This is a genomic window from Synechococcus sp. A15-24, from assembly GCF_014280195.1.
In the GTDB taxonomy this organism is placed as follows: Bacteria; Cyanobacteriota; Cyanobacteriia; order PCC-6307; family Cyanobiaceae; genus Parasynechococcus.
In genome coordinates, this window is the sequence record NZ_CP047960.1 from 1,722,317 (window position 1) to 1,741,334 (window position 19,018).

Annotated in this window: 15 protein-coding genes; 10 read left to right on the plus strand and 5 right to left on the minus strand. The window is 45.0% G+C overall.

Annotated elements, in window-relative coordinates; translation table 11 throughout:
- Nucleotides 1-33 precede the first annotated feature (33 nt).
- Complete coding sequence (locus tag SynA1524_RS09820) at nt 34-3,453, plus strand: multicopper oxidase family protein (protein ID WP_186497443.1); 3,420 nt, start codon at nt 34-36, stop codon at nt 3,451-3,453.
- A gap of 140 nt (nt 3,454-3,593) precedes the next feature.
- Nucleotides 3,594-7,388: a multicopper oxidase domain-containing protein gene (locus SynA1524_RS09825; protein ID WP_186497452.1), complete on the plus strand. Its 3,795-nt coding sequence runs from the start codon at nt 3,594-3,596 to the stop codon at nt 7,386-7,388.
- 113 nt (nt 7,389-7,501) lie between these two features.
- On the opposite strand, the gene SynA1524_RS09830 is transcribed toward SynA1524_RS09825, so the two are convergent.
- A complete protein-coding gene (locus SynA1524_RS09830) occupies nt 7,502-8,065 on the minus strand; it encodes a hypothetical protein (protein ID WP_186497454.1) in 564 nt (187 codons plus the stop codon).
- A gap of 277 nt (nt 8,066-8,342) precedes the next feature.
- Here SynA1524_RS09830 and SynA1524_RS09835 point away from each other — a divergent pair, with 277 nt between their 5' ends.
- Nucleotides 8,343-9,008 carry a DJ-1/PfpI family protein gene (locus SynA1524_RS09835; RefSeq protein WP_286188562.1) on the plus strand — a complete coding sequence of 222 codons (666 nt, stop codon included), beginning with the start codon at nt 8,343-8,345 and terminating at the stop codon, nt 9,006-9,008.
- 57 nt (nt 9,009-9,065) lie between these two features.
- Here the strand turns inward: SynA1524_RS09835 and SynA1524_RS09840 are convergent, their stop codons facing one another.
- Nucleotides 9,066-9,419 carry a carboxymuconolactone decarboxylase family protein gene (locus tag SynA1524_RS09840; RefSeq protein ID WP_186497456.1) on the minus strand — a complete coding sequence of 118 codons (354 nt, stop codon included), beginning with the start codon at nt 9,417-9,419 and terminating at the stop codon, nt 9,066-9,068.
- A 404-nt stretch (nt 9,420-9,823) separates the two neighbouring features.
- On the opposite strand from SynA1524_RS09840, the gene SynA1524_RS09845 reads away from it, so the two are divergent.
- The 7 genes from SynA1524_RS09845 to SynA1524_RS09875 all read left to right on the plus strand — a co-directional run bounded on the left by SynA1524_RS09845 (nt 9,824) and on the right by SynA1524_RS09875 (nt 16,934).
- On the plus strand, nt 9,824-10,255 hold the full coding sequence (locus SynA1524_RS09845; protein ID WP_186497458.1) for a nuclear transport factor 2 family protein: 432 nt from the start codon (nt 9,824-9,826) through the stop codon (nt 10,253-10,255).
- 46 nt (nt 10,256-10,301) lie between these two features.
- Nucleotides 10,302-10,667 (plus strand): nuclear transport factor 2 family protein, encoded by a 366-nt coding sequence (locus SynA1524_RS09850; protein ID WP_186497461.1) that lies wholly within the window; start codon nt 10,302-10,304, stop codon nt 10,665-10,667.
- 42 nt (nt 10,668-10,709) lie between these two features.
- Complete coding sequence (locus tag SynA1524_RS09855; RefSeq protein ID WP_186497463.1) at nt 10,710-11,075, plus strand: nuclear transport factor 2 family protein; 366 nt, start codon at nt 10,710-10,712, stop codon at nt 11,073-11,075.
- A 19-nt stretch (nt 11,076-11,094) separates the two neighbouring features.
- The gene (locus SynA1524_RS09860) at nt 11,095-11,454 is read left to right on the plus strand and encodes a nuclear transport factor 2 family protein (protein ID WP_186497465.1); all 360 of its coding nucleotides are present in this window, start codon (nt 11,095-11,097) and stop codon (nt 11,452-11,454) included.
- Nucleotides 11,455-11,493: 39 nt separating this feature from the next.
- A complete protein-coding gene (locus SynA1524_RS09865; protein WP_186497467.1) occupies nt 11,494-12,513 on the plus strand; it encodes a DUF5602 domain-containing protein in 1,020 nt (339 codons plus the stop codon).
- A 268-nt stretch (nt 12,514-12,781) separates the two neighbouring features.
- On the plus strand, nt 12,782-14,404 hold the full coding sequence (locus tag SynA1524_RS09870; protein WP_186497469.1) for an iron uptake porin: 1,623 nt from the start codon (nt 12,782-12,784) through the stop codon (nt 14,402-14,404).
- A 70-nt stretch (nt 14,405-14,474) separates the two neighbouring features.
- Nucleotides 14,475-16,934 (plus strand): pentapeptide repeat-containing protein, encoded by a 2,460-nt coding sequence (locus SynA1524_RS09875; RefSeq protein ID WP_186497478.1) that lies wholly within the window; start codon nt 14,475-14,477, stop codon nt 16,932-16,934.
- 89 nt (nt 16,935-17,023) lie between these two features.
- Here the strand turns inward: SynA1524_RS09875 and SynA1524_RS09880 are convergent, their stop codons facing one another.
- The 3 genes from SynA1524_RS09880 to aroQ form a co-directional block, all read right to left on the minus strand.
- Nucleotides 17,024-17,743 carry a hypothetical protein gene (locus tag SynA1524_RS09880; RefSeq protein WP_222930484.1) on the minus strand — a complete coding sequence of 240 codons (720 nt, stop codon included), beginning with the start codon at nt 17,741-17,743 and terminating at the stop codon, nt 17,024-17,026.
- A gap of 130 nt (nt 17,744-17,873) precedes the next feature.
- Nucleotides 17,874-18,512: a MiaE family protein gene (locus SynA1524_RS09885; protein ID WP_186497482.1), complete on the minus strand. Its 639-nt coding sequence runs from the start codon at nt 18,510-18,512 to the stop codon at nt 17,874-17,876.
- Nucleotides 18,513-18,514: 2 nt separating this feature from the next.
- The gene (gene aroQ, locus SynA1524_RS09890) at nt 18,515-18,952 is read right to left on the minus strand and encodes a type II 3-dehydroquinate dehydratase (RefSeq protein WP_186497484.1); all 438 of its coding nucleotides are present in this window, start codon (nt 18,950-18,952) and stop codon (nt 18,515-18,517) included.
- Nucleotides 18,953-19,018: the final 66 nt, after the last annotated feature.

Genomic DNA, 19,018 nt, shown 5'->3' on the forward strand with positions numbered 1-19,018 from the left:
CATGGCTAGTGTTGATTAGATGCAACTGATTTCATGAATCTAGCGAATGCCTACATTATTGGTTCGGAAAATCACTCGTCATGGAGTCAAAATTTCGATCCGGAAGCTTACCTTAAAGTCCTCCCGCAGCACGACAAAAAGCTTGTTTACACAAGCCCCTGGCTTGAATGGCAACAAGGGAACAAAAACTACAGAGACGGCATCTATTCAGAAGAAGGGCCCAACGGAAGTTATTACTCGAGCTGGGGACCAGAGTCAGACGTCCTGGATGTCGAACTTACGCTGTCAGACCTCAACGAAATCACGATTCCAGGATTAGGAGTACTAACGCGTAGTACTGCAGACAATGGCACAGCCTACGACGATGGCTTTCAAGCTTACAACGGACTCATCCCTGGTCCACTGCTTGTAGTAGATCCGGGAGACACGCTCAAAATTAGGCTTGTCAATGACTTAGAGAACAGAAGCGGGCTTGAACTTGCCGCTGACACCAATTTGCATACACACGGATTGCATGTAAGTCCACAAGGAGCTGGGGATAACGTTCTAGTTTCACTGTCACCTGGTGAGTCCTGGGAAACTGAAATCAAAATCCCTGAAAGTCACTTTGTTGGCCCCCAGTGGTACCACCCACATCTTCACGGCGCAACCAATTTACAAGTTTCAAATGGCTTGGCGGGGACCTTACTTGTCCTGGCATCTGAGGAAGAGGCTGAAGATCTGGACAAATTCAGCCCAGTGGATAATTCCTTCTACTGGATGGCAGTCCAAACTCAATCACTGCTTCAAGAGGAACGGCCTGCATCGGATACAGATCCTCTTAATCAGGATCCAAATGGGGGAGCCTACAGAATTGGAACGCCACCTATCTATACAGAAATAAATGGAATCAAATATTACACCAAATCAGATGCAGCCTACATTGGATATAACTTCAAACCTGATTACTATTCCCCGATAACACCAGGAGGGGATCCATCGGGTACTCCATTTGCCTACGGTGGAGGGCTTGCAGGAACCCCAACAGAAAATGTCATTCACACTGTTAATGGACAATACAATCCAACCCTCGATGTTGAGACAGGGGCCTGGAATGTATTTGGATTTTTAAATGAATCAGTCAATTCCCACTATGTCATTCAATTAATCCGAGAACATCAAGGTGAGTTGTCCCTAGAGGACTTCCAAGTGATTGCGGTTGACGGTGATGCTGCCGGAGTCGTATCTCAGAGACTGCAATTCGTCACTGAAACCCCTGTAATGGCACCAGGTAATCGAATGACTGTTCAACAGGCATTCACCGAACCTGGAACCTACTACTTTCTAGCTAACGGTACTGAAGAAATCCTGGGTGATCTCGCACCTGAAGTTGCCAACACGAGCCTGACCAATGCGTTTGGTGCACCAACACAATTCCAGGGGATCCATGATGGCCATCTGATCTGGGGAGCTCAAGTACTGGCTACGGTAGAGGTATCTGGTGATCTATTTGAAGAAAGACCACCAGCGCCGGAGCCAATCGACTATTTACTGGAGGAGGCACAAGAAATTGATACCTGGGTAGCGGAAACCAAAGATGCAATCGAGCAGGGATCAATTAAGCAGAGAGAATTTGAATGGAATGCAAATTATTCAAGGGTTGCGGGGCCAGGAATAGATGACAACGACCCGTCAACATTTGAAAACATGTATTGGATCAATGGCCGATGGTTCGGCCATTCTCCAAGTGAGCAACCTGTGGTTGCCATGCCAATGCTGGGGACCACAGAAGAATGGACTCTTGAGAACAGCTCACTTGGTTATGGTGCTGTTTGGGGTGAATGGCATCCATTCCACATTCATCAGAACGACTTTGTAGTCACTGAAATCAATGGCATCGATGTCGAAGATATACCATCATACCCAGCAAACCAACTGGTAGATACAGTTACACTCGCCGGCGCATATATACCTGGTTCAGCCACGGAAACAAATCCATACGGCACGCCAGCATATTTCAACCCGATAACAAACAGCACCAATGATATACCACTCAACTTTCAAACAAAGATATTCATGAAATTCGAAGATTATCCCGGAGCCTATGTTAATCACTGCCATATTCTATTTCATGAAGATGCAGGAATGATGCAAGCAGTAAAAATCATATTAAACACCGATTCGAATTACATCGGATCAGAAAGACAAGATTCAAATCCATCATTCAGGATTGGAACGTCGATGATGGATGATTTTTCCATTCAAGCGTTCGGACCCAGAATCAAAAAGGCAAATATTGCCATCGGTGATATCAACTATGGCAAGTACTTCAAAAGGGAAAAGCTCGCCGAAACATTTGCAGGGGGGACTGAGGGAGAATCCGACAACATTGCAGACATAGCCATCGTCAGCAATCGTGTACAAAGAAATAAAGCAGGATTTGATATCAAGCTATACGACGGAGACTCAGTCAATCAAGCTGTAACGGGATCCTATAAATTAAAGAAGGATCAAGGTAAATCGGCGGAAACCACACTTGCTGGAGACGAAAACCTACTCACAACAATCAAGGCCTTTGCTAAGAAGAAGTCGAGAACACTGAGGTCATCGGTTGCAATTGGTGATATCAACGGTGATGGACATGGTGACATCATCATTGGAATTGGAGGTAAGGATACGGAGCCATTGATCGAAATCTACAGCGGAAAAGATTATGAAAAGCTCGCCAAAATCAAGCCGTTTAGAAAAAACAACTCTAAAACAACGGTTAACATTGCAGCAGGTGATATTAATTCTGACAATTTTGTAGACATATTGGTCGGCCAAGGGGCAGGTGGAATGGGCATGGTCGAAGTTTACGATGGACGAGCTATAACATCAGTTGTCAAAAATAATGATGGCAGCAATATCGATGCAGCAAAGACTCAAGATGTAAATCCATACAAAGGCAAAAAAGTCGCAAAGGTGACGGAGGCATACGCAGATATGTTCCATCCCTATGAAGGATACACAGGTGAAGTTGATGTAGCCGCAGGCTATATTCTGCCAAGACCGAATGCATCAGAAGATAAAGGTCAGATTGTCCAGACAAGCTATGCAAACTTCACAACACTTGCAGTTGATATGAAATCAAGCGAGGAAAACCCCTCGATCAGAAGCTTCTTCTATACCGGAGGAAGTGCACACGCCAATAACAGCAACTCCGCAGACGAAAGTACTGATGACAGTGGTGGATCACTGCCTTCACTCGCTGTATCCCTGAATATTGAGAAAAAAATTAATAGTATTAACAGTACTTACTTCGATCTCTCGAACGCCCATGATGATCGAGGGATGAGCGGTCTTATCATCACAACCAAAAAGGGTGAGGAGTTTCTTCACTACATTGAGCCAACAACCGTGCAACAAGGAGAGTTCTCCATCATGGACACTGTGGCAATTAATATCACACCAAACCAATCCTTCATAATATAAGTTAGAAAATGTCTGGCCAAGTAAAGGAATAGAATAAAATAAACCTTATTACCCGCAAAGACAAGCTTCAGGTTATTATTATAAATATCTGCAATACATTCTCAAGACTTGGCTAGTGTTAATTAGATGAGGCTTGCCCCGTGACTCTTAATGATGCATACATCATTGGTTCGGAAAATCACTCGTCATGGAGTCAAAATTTCGATCCGAAAGCATACCTTAAAGTCCTCCCACAACATAACCAAAAGCTTGCCTACACAAGCCCATGGCTTGAATGGCAACAAGGGAACAAAAACTACAGAGACGGCATCTATTCAGAAGAAGGGCCCAACGGAAGTTATTACTCGAGCTGGGGACCAGAGTCAGACGTCCTGGATGTCGAACTTACGCTGTCAGAGCTCAACGAAATCACGATTCCAGGATTAGGAGTACTAACGCGTAGTACTGAAGACAATGGCACAGCCTATGACGATGGCTTTCAAGCGTACAACGGACTCATCCCTGGCCCACTGCTTGTAGTAGATCCGGGAGACACGCTCAAAATTAGGCTTGTCAATGACTTAGAGAACAGAAGCGGGCTTGAACTTGCCGCTGACACCAATTTCCATACACACGGATTGCATGTAAGTCCACTAGGTGCAGGCGATAACGTTCTATTTTCGCTATCACCTGGGGATGCATGGGAAACTGAAATAAAAATCCCAGATAACCACTTTGTTGGACCTCAATGGTATCACCCCCACCTTCACGGAGCAACAAATCTCCAAGTATCAAACGGGCTCGCAGGAACACTTCTAGTATTAGCTTCAGAAGAAGAAGCCGATGATATAGACAAATTTAGTCCAGTGGATAATTCTTTCTACTGGATGGCAATTCAAACACAATCTCTGCTTCAGCAAGAGCGACCAGCATCTTCGAATGACCCACTCAATCAAGATCCAAACGGTCTCTCATACAGGATAGGAACACCACCTGTATTTACTGAAGTTGACGGCACAAAAGTATTTACAAAATCGGACGCAGCGTACATAGGTTACAACTTTAAGCCCGATTATTACGACCCTACTCAGCCAACAGGCGACCCATCAGGTACCCCATTTGCGTATGGAGCAGGGATAGCTGGAACACCAACAGAAAATATAATTCATACAGTTAATGGCCAGTACAATCCAACCATTGACGTAGAAACTGGTCAATGGAATGTTTTTGGATTCCTAAATCAGTCCGTTAACTCTCACTTTGTCATCCAACTTGTACGTGAATACAAAGGTGAGTTATCGCTTGAGGAATTTCAAGTGATCGCCGTTGATGGAGATGCAGCAGGAGTAGTTTCGCAGGCACTGCAATTTGTTACCGAAACACCAGTGATGGCTCCCGGCAATCGAATGACAGTTCAGCAAGCTTTTACAAAACCAGGTAAATATTATTTTCTTGCAAACGGAACAGAAGAAATCCTTGGAGAGTTGGCCCCAGAAGTGGCAAATATAGCCCCTATGAATTTATATGAAACTCCGAGTATTGAGTTCAATCCGGATTTTGTGCCGAGCGATGTTCAAGGTGCTCTCTACGCAGGAGCAGAAACATGGAACGAACTTAGAAGAGAGGTCTTTGAGGGACCTCTTGATCTATCTGGAATGCATTTCCCTCCAACATGGGATCTACGAGGATACGATCTGACAAATGTAGATCTAGATGACTCCTTCATGGGTTTGGTGAATTTGACTGATGTTGACCTAAGAGGATCAAGTCTGAATAATGTCAACCTAATTGGTGCCAACGTAACCAATACAAATCTTTTCGATGTTGATCTAAGCGGCGCTCTTTTACCGGGTGGCATTGATCAAGCTTCTAACGCTAAATACGATCAAGACACATATCCATACCAAGGAATTCATGATGGCCACCTAATCTGGGGCGCACAAGTTCTCGCAACAGTAGAGGTAACTGGTGAATCAATATCAAGCAGACCTGCCCCACCAGAACCAATTCAATACTTGCTTGAAGAATCAGAAAAGATTGACACTTGGGTAAGTGATACAAAAAATGCAATTGCCAATGATAATATAAAAAGGAGAAACTTTATTTGGGATGCAAACTATAGTCGGCTCCAAGAAGAAAATAGAATTATAGATGACAATGATCCGTCAACATTTGAAGACATGTATTGGATTAACGGAAGGTGGTTTGGGCATTCGCCAAGTGAGCAACCTGTAGTTGCGATGCCAATGCTGGGGACCACTGAAGAATGGACTCTTCAGAATAGTTCCATAGGCTTTGGTGCAGGTGCTGTAGGAGAATGGCACCCATTTCACATTCACCAAAACGATTTTGTTGTCACAGAAATCAATGGCATAAATGTAGAGGATATACCATCATATCCAGCCAACCAACTTGTCGACACAGTTACACTAGCTAGTTCTTATGTTCAAGATTCAGCTACTGCAAATAATCCCTATGGCAGCCCAGCATATTTCAATCCGATCACTGATAGCATAAATGGGATACCTCAGAATTTCGAAACCAAATTATTCATGAAGTTCGAAGATTACACTGGAGCATATGTTAATCATTGTCATATTCTCTTTCACGAAGATGCAGGCATGATGCAGGCAGTGAAAGTAATCCTCAACACTGACTCGAACTATATTGGCGCTGAAAAGCAAACCGGTAAGCCCACACTCAGGCTAGGATCATCAATGGTGGATACTTTTTCAATCGATAACAGCGATAACTTTAGCAAAAAACTAAACATCGCAATTGGCGATATCAATTTTGGCAAGTTCTTTAGCATGGACAAACTCAGTGACACCTTTAAAGGTGGTACCAAGGGGGAATCTGATAATATCGCAGACATCGCAATTACCGGAGAAAAGATTGCGAGAAATGAAAGTGGTTTTCAAATAAATGTATATGATGGAGACTCAGTAAGTCAATCGGCGACAGGCTCATATAAATTAAAGAGAGATCAACAAAAGCAGTCCGAAATAGAATTGTCAGGTGAAGATCATCTTCTAGCAACAATCAATTCCTTTAGCAAAAAGAAGTCCAAATCAATATCCTCGTCACTGGCAGTCGGAGATATAAATGGTGACGGACACGGGGACATAATTATTGGGATTGGTGGGCCCAAAACAGACCCTATGATTGAAATCTATAGCGGTAATAATTTCGAGAGAATGGCAAAGATAAAGCCATTTTGGCGTTATGGCATGAAAACAAGCATTAATATCGCCTCTGGAGACATTAATTCAGATAATTTTGTTGATATTCTTGTTGGCCAAGGTTCTGGAGGCATGGGGATGGTGGAAGTATTTGATGGGCGCGCCTTAACATCAGTCATTAAGAATAAACAGGGTAACAACATTGATGATGAGGAAACAGCAGGGATCAAACCATTCAAAGGGAAAAAAGTTGCGCAAGCGACAGAAGCATATGACACTATGTTTCATCCATTCCCTGGATATACAGGTGAAGTAGATGTAGCAAGTGGTTATATTTTGCCACGCCCAAGCTACGATCTCGATGATGAAATTTCAGAACAAAAAAAAGATCAAATCGTGCAGACAAGCTATGCGAATTTTACAACACTCGCAGTTGATAAGAGATCAAGCGAAGAAGACCCCTCAATCAAAAGCTTCTTCTATACAGGTGGAAGTTCGCATGCGAATCACAGCGATACCGAACAATCACGTGCTGATCACAGTGAAGGATTATTGCCATCTCTCGCAGTATCTCTAAATATTGACAAAAAAATCACTAGCATTAACAATGCATTCTTCGATTTGTCGGACGCGCTTGATGATCGAGGAATGAATGGTCTAGTCATCACCACTAGAAAGGGTGAAGAGTACCTTCACTATATAGAGCCAACAACAGTCCAAGAAGGTGAGTTTTCTATCATGGATACTGTAGCAATTAACATCACACCCAGCTAGCCCAATTTAGGCCAAAACACTGTTGATAGAGGACGCAATCATAAATCATTAAAAAAATCCAAGCCAAAAGTGTTGGCTTGGACTTTTTTGATCAAGTCATACTCGGATTCGAATTATACGGTTACGAGCTTCAGAAGCTCTTGTGAAGCAAAGACATCACGAACGAAGGTCAGCTGCTCACTCTTGTAGTAGCAGCCGCCACGATGACCACGACGAACCCAACAAACACTACCTTTCGCGATTTGCTCATGGGTTGCATCATCCAGACAGATCCACTCAAAATGGGTGAACTCACCCCAGAACTGCACGATGGGCCAACACATCGTTACGCCAGGCTGAGCAATAATTGCCCACCAGTGCTTTTCCCGCTGCTGCTGCTCAGTGATGCCATGATATGGACCATCCTGACAGTGATAGACGAGATCCGGACGATACTCCTTGGTTAACAAATCGCCCCGACCCTGACGGAGAGCTTCACAATGTGTCGGCCAAAATTCACGATTTTCAGCTTCAATCTGTTCAAGGGTGTAATCCGGACCGATGGCAGGTAATGAGACCTCCTGCATATTGCCAATTTCGTCTGAACGCTTGATCAGACTGGCCTTCATTTCATCGCTGACAAGACCGACTCGTGAATAGTCGGCAGTCAGGCCTTCGTAGTAGTTGCGGCGCGTCATGGAATTGTTTAATCAATTTTAATCAGCTCCAACCAATGGCTGAAGCTAACACTTGAAATATAGCCTTCGCAAAGAGGGCGCGCAGCAAGAAAATCAGACCTGTGGCACGTGACACATAAACGATCGAATCGAGAACGAGCAAGAAAAATATTGGTGGCGCTTAGACAAGATCCATGCTTCATACAATATATACGAGGAATCCAAGACATTAATTACCCAAGGTTCTAATGGTCTCGTAAAAATATGCTCTGTTCCAAGAGGGAAAGCTATAGTGAAAATGGGGGAGTCAGGTGTTCCTGCCGACTCCGCAAAACAATTTAAGTTTACAATCATGTTACTCAGCTCACATGGTCCAGCGAAAGGAAGAGTAGGGGTCTTCATCGAAGATCACTTCGATATGACGGAATATCGAATCTTCAATCGCCGTTTTCCTGCTGCAGGATATGAATTAGAGTACATCTCAAATCTTTGGGGCAATCCAACACTTCAGTTTGGCTCTAACCCAGATAACGGATGGGTTGAGGAGCACATAACAGTCGCTAAAGATGTTGCAGATATCAATCCTACTGACTACAAGGGTTTTCTCCTCATTGGAGCGTACGCCACGGATCGCCTGAGGTATTCAGTTAAGCCTGAAAAAGGAAAACCGAATGATGCACCCGCCGTTGAACTTTTAAGGAAGATCAATAAAGCGGATGGTGTCAAGATTGGTACAATTTGCCACTCACTTTGGTTGCTTTGCGCTGACCGTACTCTACTTGAAGGCAAAAAAGTAACGTGCGCCCACAATATCCTATGCGATGTTGAAAACGCAGGCGCAGAAGTTCAATACGGGGATGACGGAACTGCTGGCAGCTGTGTTGACGGCGACTTAATATCAGCCAAGCACCCTGCATTTACAGATGAATTGATTGATTTGTTCCTCAAAGAAATTGAAACTTGAAACATTTGGGCAGGGGCAAGCTTTAAACTAATTGCCCCTCGCAAAGTCAGGAGTCAATCACGATCCGTATTTCTCTTTTAGCTCGTTAAGGCGTCCAAATCCACCGGCAGCTTTATTAAAGCCGCAGTAGACGCAGGCAAACAGAAGAATTTCCTCGATTTCCTCAAATGTAATCCCTTGCTTTAGGGCCATAGTCACGTGGGCTTCAAAAGGAATACCTGGGCCACTGTACGATTGATTTGCGACGTCTAGCAGAATCGTAAACATCGCTTTGGTCTTTTGATCAATCAAGGAATGACCCCAGGCCTCTCCAGCAACACGTACACAAAAGTCCCCAAATTTGGGATTGACTCCGTTCAGCGCTTCTTGGAGTTGAGCATCACCAAGGACGGCATTTTCCTTGAGATCCATAATAATGACAGGCGACAACACATTTTAGCACTCGTGTCGAGTAGTTGCACTGATTCGTCAACGGCTGAAGATCTGATTTAATTCTGCGTACTTGTGAGCTGAGATTAATGAAAGGAGCCTCGGCGAAAGGGGAGCCGCCTGATAAGCCAAACTAACTACAGATTACAGCTAGAAAGCAAAAAATTAAAACCCAATTAGAGCTGGCAATCTAAAGATACCGTCGGCAATTCTAATTTCAGACTGAAACGGTAATCCATATTACCGATTGGCATCTCCATGGACGTGCATTAACACATCGTGAAGCGAAGAGACCACTGCCTCGGCAATGGCTAAGGTTTAGATGGTTAGCAATCAACATAGCCTAATCCGGCGACCTTCACAAGCTCACAAACTAAAGGTATTTCATGACCGACGCAACCTATCAATGGGAATGGCCGCACACCCTGAAGTGGCCAAAGTTCAACAATATGGGGGAAAATGTAGACACTCTCAAAAAACTTTTTCTCGCCGGAGAAGCGCTAAATGTCAACAACTTTATCAAGTTTTTTGCGGACGAATGCTACTACCAATTTGGTAACTTTCCTCCTGCGAGGACGCCTCAAGAGATCAAAGCTGCATCACAAGGGTTCATTGAGTCATGCGAAGGACTACACCATCGCATCCTAAACATCTCCATTCCAAGCGAAGATACATTGCTTGTTGAAATGGTTGTGACCTACATCTCGCATAGTGGCAAGATTGTCACGCTTCCATGTTTTGATATCGTCAAGTACGAAGGAGCATTGATCAAGGAGCTAAAAATATTTATGGACATCAATCCTCTTTTCCAGGATTAATTTTCAATTTCTCGAAACACACTCCCATCCAATTTCACTATCAATGATGTCAAACTCTGACACAGTACGCAGTCTTTTGAAGATGTTTGAATCCTTCAATGTGGAGGGATTTTTAGAACTTCTCACTGAAGATGCCGAGTATCGATTCGGTAATTATCCTGCAGCCGTTGGGCAAGAGAATATTGCCGCAACAATCAAGGCTAGTCACCTTGATGCAATTTCGGGGATTTCTTTTGAAATCAAATCCCTATACGAACTTGAAGATACTGTAGTAACGGAATTGATTTGTAACTATTCCCTCAAAAAAGGTGGAAATTTACCGCTTCCATGCCTTGATATATTTAAGTTTCAAGGCGGGAAGGTTTCTGCTATGTTAGTTTTTATGGATGCAACTCCGCTGTTCACAGCATAAAGAATTTAATTCTAAATCAATCCTATTATCACCCAATTAGCTATGAATTCCGCACTTGTAACTTCTGTCAAAGAGGCTTATGCAGCCGTTGAATCGAACGACATCTCAGCGTATGTTCAATTCTTTACTGATGATGCTATCTACAAAGTAGCAAATTTCGACCCCGTCGTTGGGCCTGATGGCATACGTGCCTTGGCAGAACCACTTGTCGACATGTTTGAGTCCGTGACTCATGACATCACGACGATTTGGGAGGTCGAAAACACAGTAATTTGTGAAATGAATGTAACGTACAACCGCAAAGATGGCAAATCAGTTACGGTTCCATGCGTCGATGTCATCCACTTCAGCGACGGGAAAGTCAATGAATTGAAGGCATATATCGATACTTCACCAGCCTTTTCCTGAACAACCTGCATTGAACAAAATGGCATCTCTAACACTACAGCATGCAACAACGTTTCTTGGCGGTGCGGCGAATTTAGATGAATATCTAAATTTTTTCGCAAATGATTGTACTTATCAAGTGGGAAACAATCCCGTGATCGTTGGGAAAGAAGCTCTCGGGCAAAGCTACGGTCGATTTAAAGGTATGGTTGAACGAGTTGAACATGAAATCCTATCGTCGTACGAAAGCGAGAATATTGTGGTGATAGAGCTTAATGCCACATACCACAAGAAAGACGGTAAAACCGTAACCATTACATGCTTGGACTTGTTCACTATAATTGACCAAAAAATTAAGTCTCTACAGGTATTTGCAGACCTCAGTCCTCTTTTTAAATAAATCATTGCCTTTAATCATCAATCTGCATCTTTTAAATCCATGATTTCTCAACTTCGGAAGCTCTCCAATCAAATTTCTGCATTTGTTTTATCACTTGTTCTTTTCTGCTTCTCATTCCCTCCAAATGTTCACGCAGCTACATCGACAAGGGTGGTTCAGGGAGATAAAATGAATATGGGTAAGGGCGAAGTTTGGACGTGGACAGAAGTCGAAAAGGGTACCGGCACACCGAGACGGTTGGGGATCACCCTGACCAAATCCGCTCTGGACGGACTTCCCGCTGATGATGAGAAGCCCGAGAAAGGGACTCTGAAGCTAAAACTCATCGACGGAAGTCCGTGGCACAATTTTGAATATGAGATGCTTTTTCCTAAAGAGGCTGATCGTACCGCCTACAACCACATGGGGTTGAATTGGAACCCTGAAGGGCATGGACCCCTAGAGGATGTCTTCTTTGAACCTCATTTAGACGTGCACTTCTATATGGCGACCACGGATTATCGTCATTCAATTACAAACGACAGCATGGTCGATCCCGACACTGAAGATCTGCTGGTACAAAACATTGAACCACCTAGAGATTTTCTTCCTGAAGGTTATTATCGTGCCCCAAATACCTCTGAGCCGAGGATGGGGACCCACTATGCAGACATGAGCTCAGATCAACTCAAGCCACACAATTTTTCTAATATATTCCTGTTCGGGGGGCACAACGGCAACATCGTATTTTGGGAGCCTATGCTGACCAGAAAATATCTGCTCTCTAAGCCCGACTTCTCCGCCAAAATTCCCCAGCCTAAGGCTTATCCAGTGAGCGGTTATTATCCTCTTTCGTATAGCGTCAAATACGATACGAAGCGCGATCTCATCAATGTATCTCTTGATGAGCTCACGTTGAGAGCTGCATCTTATCCAGGTAATGTATATGGAGTTGACTCTTGCTTAGACTCCAAGATGGTCGACATAATTTTTACTCACAAAGAAGCCAAGCCAAAGGATTTGCAAATTCCAGCAAAATGTCAGCCTCTTGTCCCGATGATTAAACGAGCACTGAGCTGAGGATTGGCACTTTTTAATATTGTGCAGCCCATTGCTTTACATAAAGCAATGGGCTGCACAATGCCATATACATAATTCGCTATAAATGGGGGTTACAGGGTTTCTAATTTCACTCGTCGATTAAAAACCTTAAGGAAAACCGTCTTCGATTCGTGACATATTCATACATGTCGTGTCAAGTCAGTGTCTATCTCTACAATAAATAAGATTGAAACCGCAAATGCGCAACCTTTTCATAAGCTCGACTCTTCTAGGTACCTGCTCAGCATTGCTCATCTCCAACGCCAATGCCGATCAAGTGCATCCTGCAGACTATGCATACCAAGATCTAGATGCCTATATTGAGCCCACGGCTGATCAACTTGACCAAGTCACTTCTGTAGATCAGTTTTCTGATGTTCAACCTACAGATTGGGCATACCAAGCAATAATAAATCTTGCCGAAATATATGGGTGCGTCGCAGGCTATCCAGATCAATCACTACGGGGGGATCAAGCGATCACACGTTACGAAGCAGCTGCACTCTTGAACAACTGTTTAGATTCTATATCTGAGGTTACGGATGAAATCAGGAAGCTAATTTACCTTTTTGAAACAGAGCTTGCATTAATTCGGGGCAGAGTTGATGGATTAGAGGCCAGAGTAGGAGAATTGAAGGCAATGCAGTTTTCTCCGGTCTCGAAACTCAAGGGAGAAGCTAGTTTCATGATGGGTTCCATCAAACATGGCGGAGACGTTAGCGACAATATTGCTGGCCAATTGTATTCAACTAGGCAGGATGCTTTCCATATGATACAAAGTTTGAGGTTGGGTTTTAAGGCAAGTTTCACCGGAAAGGATTATTTCCTTGCCCAGCTTCGTACAGGTAATGCTTCCAATTCTGCATTTAATACCTTCAACCCTGCCACTCCTTTCTACAAGTCCACGGTGCCTCTTGCAGCTCTGGACCGCGCTTTCACTCCCGTCGGAGGGGACAATGTCTTTAATCTGGAGCGGATGTACTATAAATTTCCTCTAGGCAATGACTTCACAATAACTCTGGCTCCGAAGATTATGAATATGGGGTTGTGGGCGAGCTATCCGTCTGCCTATGGCGTGCGTGGAGATTACATCTTAGACTATTTCAGTAGTTTCGGTACTCCTGGGGTTTATAACAAAGCAGTAGGTGCTGGCGGAGCTGTTACTTGGAGAAGCAAAGCAGGAAATCCATTCATGACTTCTCATTGGCTTGCCACTGTCAATTATCTGGCCATCTCGGGTGAAGTATCTGGGGAGTCGGGAGGCTTCATGAGAGACCAATCTCGCGGGAACATCGCAGCTCAATTTGGTTATCAATCACCTCTATACGGGTTGGTTCTTGGTTACCGGTATGGTCAGAACGGTACAGATTTCCTACAAGGCACAAAAACAACCACAAGGCACCAATCATGGTTGGAGTACGGCACAACATCTGATTCTCACAGCTTTGCCGTCAACGCTTGGTGGAGGCCACAGGAAACAGGCTGGATACCATCACTCAGCGTGGGATGGGGGGTCAACACGCTGAACAATGATGACGTGAGTGATCCTACATACAATGAATACGACCGAGGCGTCCGAAAAGTGAGCGAATCACAAAGCTGGATGGTTGGCCTTCAATGGGATGACGTTACAGGCATTAGAGATTCCCTGTCCTTCGCCGTTGGTCAACCAACATTTGCGACAGCCTTGGCTGACGGCTCCACTCCTGATGATGGAAATTACATCATGGAACTTTGGTATCGCTATCCCTTTTCCAACCACATTTCAATCATGCCAGGCCTGTTCTACCTAAGCAGACCATATGGACAACTAACGCAGGGACGAATGGATACCTTTGGCGGAGTGGTTCAAGTGAATTTCACATTCTGAAGCTTAAATCCCAACGACTTTAATCTGATTCACAACCCACCTTCCAACCATTTCTTCAATTCCTTCTCCGATGTCTGATTTCACCCCTGTTCATGTTCCCCTTGATGGAGACGACTTTATCGTTTATGGTCCGACAGTAAAGCTCAACAAGCGAGCTGGATTCGAAGAATCAAAAGGTAGAATTCGATCATTTATGGTTTTCGATGGAGATCTTGACACTCCATTGGACATCGGAATGGAGTTCAACAAGGCAGCTCTGAAAAATTTGCCTGGATCCCTTGAGAATCGTCAAGACCGGGGTGATTATCTTGCGGGCGAATTTGAGATCGAGCTTGCGTATCCAGAGAACAGTACTGTTTTCAATCTACTGACGTGGACGTGGGTTGCTGGTCCTAATGGAACTCAAACTGACGGCCATGGACCCGACGGAGTTTACGACGTCGATCATTTCGATTTTCACTTTTACTTAAATTCTCAAGAAGTTAGAGATACCATTAATGTTTTCTATTCGCCAGATGAATACGCGAAGGCGCAGATTGCTCCCCCTGTTGATTTCTGGCCAGAGGACTACAAGCGTCCGGTCGACGCCTTCATGAATGGAATCGGAGTAGCTCCAGGCGATGGAAGTCACTGGAATAATGTACTTTATCCCGAATTTGAGCAGGTTGACAACGACGAGATCTACCAGTTCTTTGAGTCCAGTGGCGTTCCCTTTGGTCCTGATCAAAGGACTGTTCAGTATGGCGCCTATGACGGGCACATGACGCTTCTCGAGCCGATGACAACCCGAGACTATCTGCTCTCCAAAAAAAGTTCGTCAGACTCGATTCAGCAACCCGATAAATATTTTAAATCTGGATATTTTCCTAAAAGCTACGAAATTGATTTTGTTAAAGGAGATGATTTTCCATATAAGGTCTATTTGAGTGATCTTGAATATCACGAGGCCTCGACACCACCGGAGAGGCGCAATGAACCTCCAACTGAAATCCTAATCGATAATAAAAAAATATATAATAATGTTGAATACCTTAATTTGGTCGGTGTTCTTGAGACCGTTGATGAGCATGGTCCATTTCGGAAAAAAGACGATCACGTTTATGCGCTTCCATTTGGAATTCCTCCGGTCCTGGTGGACGATGCTGAGGGCCGATTCATTGTTAACGGCAACCAAATTCTTATCAATGATGATCCTGAGCTTGAAGCCGGTGAAACATATACAATCAAAGTTAGAAGCGTTGACTCAGGCGGTTTAAGTGTCGTGGAAGAAATTGAAATAGAGGTTGATGATCTAGGAGGACCCTCTAGCCCAACTCCTTCGAAGCAGCAAAGGAAGTTACTGGATGGATCTGATACTTGGAACATTTATAGGCTTTCAAATCCAGACAAAAAAGTTAAACTTAAGAACACTGATCTACCTGGCATCGTATCTAGCATGGCAGGTCCAACATCGTTTGACCTGAGTAAAGCATTGTTGGATGATGCAAATCTAAAAGGCAGCATTCTAGAGAGTGTGAACCTTCGCAAGGCTCAGCTTCGTAATGCCAATTTATACGGTGCGTACGCTTTTGCAGTTAATCTCTCGAAAACAGATCTGCGTAACGCAGACCTGCGCGGAGCAGACCTGAGTGCAGCAAATCTCAGGGGTGCTGATCTCAGAGGCGCTGATCTCAGAGGTGCCTTCCTTACAGCTGGCGCAGACTTAACGAATGCCAATCTTGAGGGTGCGAATCTCAACGGTGCCGACCTAATTACAGCCAATCTGACGGGCGCAAATTTCACTGATGCGACAACAAAGAATGCATCTTTGAGGTTTACGACTGTGGACGATGCTGTGTTTGATAATGTTGATCTCTCAACCGTCAATGCATTTGGAGTTGATTTTGATACAGCTGCCAGTATTGAAGACACGATCCTTCCCGAGGGAAGCACCTACACAGATCTCCAAGGTGCCTTGTTTGCTGGAGCAGACACTTGGAATGAACTGCGTCGCGAAGTCTTTGAAGGTCCCCTTGATCTCAGTGGGATGGACTTTCCACCGATTGGTTTTGATCTGCAAGGCTACGATCTGACAAACGTCACACTTGACGATTCCTACATGGAATTTGTCGACCTGACAGGAGTTGACCTGAGTGGATCCAGTCTTCGAGGAGCAAATATGTTTGGCGCGACGCTGTCTGAAGCAAACCTTGAAGATGCTGATCTAACTGGTGCATTTCTACCCGGCTCGATTCACGTTGAAACCAATTACAAAGATGCAATACTTGACAAGACAGTGTTTTCGGGAGCTGAAGTTAATGGAACTGATTTTACTAACGCAAGCTTTAAAGATGCTGATATTCGATTTGTGAACCAAGCAATTTCCAGAGAGATTGCTATGGGAGATTTTGAACCAGCCAACTTTACCGGTGCTGATTTAAGTGGATCCAGATTTAGGGCCTCAATTTTCAGAGGATCAACTTTTACTGGGGTTGATTTTTCTGAGCTTGAAGACGTTACTGCTACGGACTTCTCCGAGATCACGATTTAGACCAGTTATTACCTGATCAACCCAGTCTTCGACTTTCCTTCTTGCCTCCCTTGGCAAGAAAGATTTGAAATGTTATTCAAAACAAAATACTAACTCAAGCGTGCCATCTCCAAAGGGATCAATTCATCATATTCCAAGTCTCCCTTCACTTTTAGTAGGATATCTCCTGCATCGATTCCATCGTAAAAATCCGGAGTGTTTGCTGACAAGATCCCTTTGGTTCGCTTCTTATTGATTTTGAATATCAAATCAGCATCGGAAATTCGCAAGGCCTTAAATTCTTTTTTTGATCTAGATACACCTAGGCGTATTCCCTTCAACCTAGCTGTTGCCGAGGCGAGAATGATGCTTTCGCCTTTTTCGAAGCTTAGATCTTTAATCTTATCCAAACGGCGATCACTCAATGTGGCCATATCTAAATCGAGGACAAATACATCTTTTCCGGCTTTTCCTCTAGCCTCTTGACCTTTTCCAGACAAGGTAATGATATCTGCGTCAGAAGTTCCGATTAGCTTGCTCCCAAGTGTCGGCGATGATATAGCCCCATCGGTTGGGGGCATTTTTGACTTGGCCAATGCAAATAACTCCATGGCATCATTATCACCATTATTTTGATTGACAACTGGATGATCATGAGCGCTGGAGGAGTTGTTTAGCCCTGCATTGATCCATCCATTTCCTTGCCCGATTGACGACCATGAACCCGAACTTGGCACCCCTGTTATGTGGAAGAGCGGACCACGGTTTTGGTCTTGCCAACCACCTTTTTGTTTCAGCGGCCTCATGCTTTGAAGGTGGATCAGGGGCAATTTATTTTAATACCGAAATCAATCACAGAACGCAATCGAACAGAGGTGTGACCGAATAAGAAAGACATTCCCAGCCTGGCTGCGATCGCAAATCAGTAGAGTGCGCTTCAACTCGGCCTTCGAGCATTGATCACGTCTCAAACTGGATACCAACCGAATGCATCCTCACATCGTTCGGGGCGCCAAGTTGCCCTTGAAGAGCCTGCGATTCATATATGGCCAGTTCCGCCAAACGTTGGGTGACCACCTCTCGCGGCCAACGGGATTCTGCAAGCGTCCAATAAAGGCCGAAATGACGTGCCTCGCTCAACAACAAACCGCCATAGAGCTCACGTAGATCTGGATCAGAGCTGTGCTCAGCAAGCAGGGCCATCCGCTCGTGTGAGCGCGCTTCGATTAATCCCGCCACGAGAAACGAATCCAGCATGCGCAATGGCTCCACCTTCCGGATGTGTTTTGCAAGTTCTGCTCCATAACCAGGGGAGGGCAGCGGCTCCAGATAGCGACCACGGGCCTTGATCAGAGCCAGAACCTGCTCAAAGTGATCGAGCTCTTCACGGGCCAGAGGACTCAGCACTTCTCCGAGACCAGGCTCACAGAGGTAGCGAAACATCATCTGTACAGCTGATCCAGCCGCTTTTCGCTCGCAATGGGCGTGATCGATCAGCACCTCCATCGGACGGGCATTGGCCTGTTCGACCCAGCTCCAGCTGGTGGGGGCGTTCAACCAGCGGATGGACGCAATGCTTTTCTGCGGTGTGCTGATCATTATCAGCCCTCTCGCAAGTGTTGGATCAAGCCCTGAAGGGCCAGGGAATAGCTCATGGGACCGAAGCCGCAAACCACGCCAACAGCGCGATCAGCCAGGTAAGAACGATGCCGAAAACTTTCACGGGCGTGGGTGTTGCTGAGGTGCAGCTCCACGTAGGGAATCGCTGCCCCCAGCAGAGCATCCCTGAGCGCAATGGAGGTGTGGGTATAAGCGCCGGCATTGATCAGAATCCCCTGGCTGGATCCCACCGCCTGATGAATGCGCTCCACCAGTGCCCCTTCAAAATTGCTTTGGAAGCACTCCAGCTCTGCCCCAGCAGCGGTGGCCTCCTGCCTCAGTCGATCTTCAATTGATGAAAGCGTTCCGCTGCCGTAGATCCCTGGCTCACGCTGGCCCAGCAGATTGAGGTTGGGTCCGTTCAGCAGCAGCAGGTGCATGGCCGCAGGCCCGTATCACATGGGTCGATCGTATCGATTCGGTCATGAGCGTCACACCTGCTGGTA

What these genes read in the sequence shown, in the direction of transcription:
- SynA1524_RS09820 (WP_186497443.1), top strand. Translation starts at nt 34, where the DNA reads ATGAATCTAGCGAATGCCTACATTATTGGTTCGGAAAATCACTCGTCA.
- SynA1524_RS09830 (WP_186497454.1), bottom strand. Translation starts at nt 8,065, where the DNA reads ATGACGCGCCGCAACTACTACGAAGGCCTGACTGCCGACTATTCACGA.
- SynA1524_RS09835 (WP_286188562.1), top strand. Translation starts at nt 8,343, where the DNA reads ATGGGGGAGTCAGGTGTTCCTGCCGACTCCGCAAAACAATTTAAGTTT.
- SynA1524_RS09840 (WP_186497456.1), bottom strand. Translation starts at nt 9,419, where the DNA reads ATGGATCTCAAGGAAAATGCCGTCCTTGGTGATGCTCAACTCCAAGAA.
- SynA1524_RS09845 (WP_186497458.1), top strand. Translation starts at nt 9,824, where the DNA reads ATGACCGACGCAACCTATCAATGGGAATGGCCGCACACCCTGAAGTGG.
- SynA1524_RS09850 (WP_186497461.1), top strand. Translation starts at nt 10,302, where the DNA reads ATGTCAAACTCTGACACAGTACGCAGTCTTTTGAAGATGTTTGAATCC.
- SynA1524_RS09855 (WP_186497463.1), top strand. Translation starts at nt 10,710, where the DNA reads ATGAATTCCGCACTTGTAACTTCTGTCAAAGAGGCTTATGCAGCCGTT.
- SynA1524_RS09860 (WP_186497465.1), top strand. Translation starts at nt 11,095, where the DNA reads ATGGCATCTCTAACACTACAGCATGCAACAACGTTTCTTGGCGGTGCG.
- SynA1524_RS09865 (WP_186497467.1), top strand. Translation starts at nt 11,494, where the DNA reads ATGATTTCTCAACTTCGGAAGCTCTCCAATCAAATTTCTGCATTTGTT.
- SynA1524_RS09875 (WP_186497478.1), top strand. Translation starts at nt 14,475, where the DNA reads ATGTCTGATTTCACCCCTGTTCATGTTCCCCTTGATGGAGACGACTTT.
- SynA1524_RS09885 (WP_186497482.1), bottom strand. Translation starts at nt 18,512, where the DNA reads ATGATCAGCACACCGCAGAAAAGCATTGCGTCCATCCGCTGGTTGAAC.
- aroQ (WP_186497484.1), bottom strand. Translation starts at nt 18,952, where the DNA reads ATGCACCTGCTGCTGCTGAACGGACCCAACCTCAATCTGCTGGGCCAG.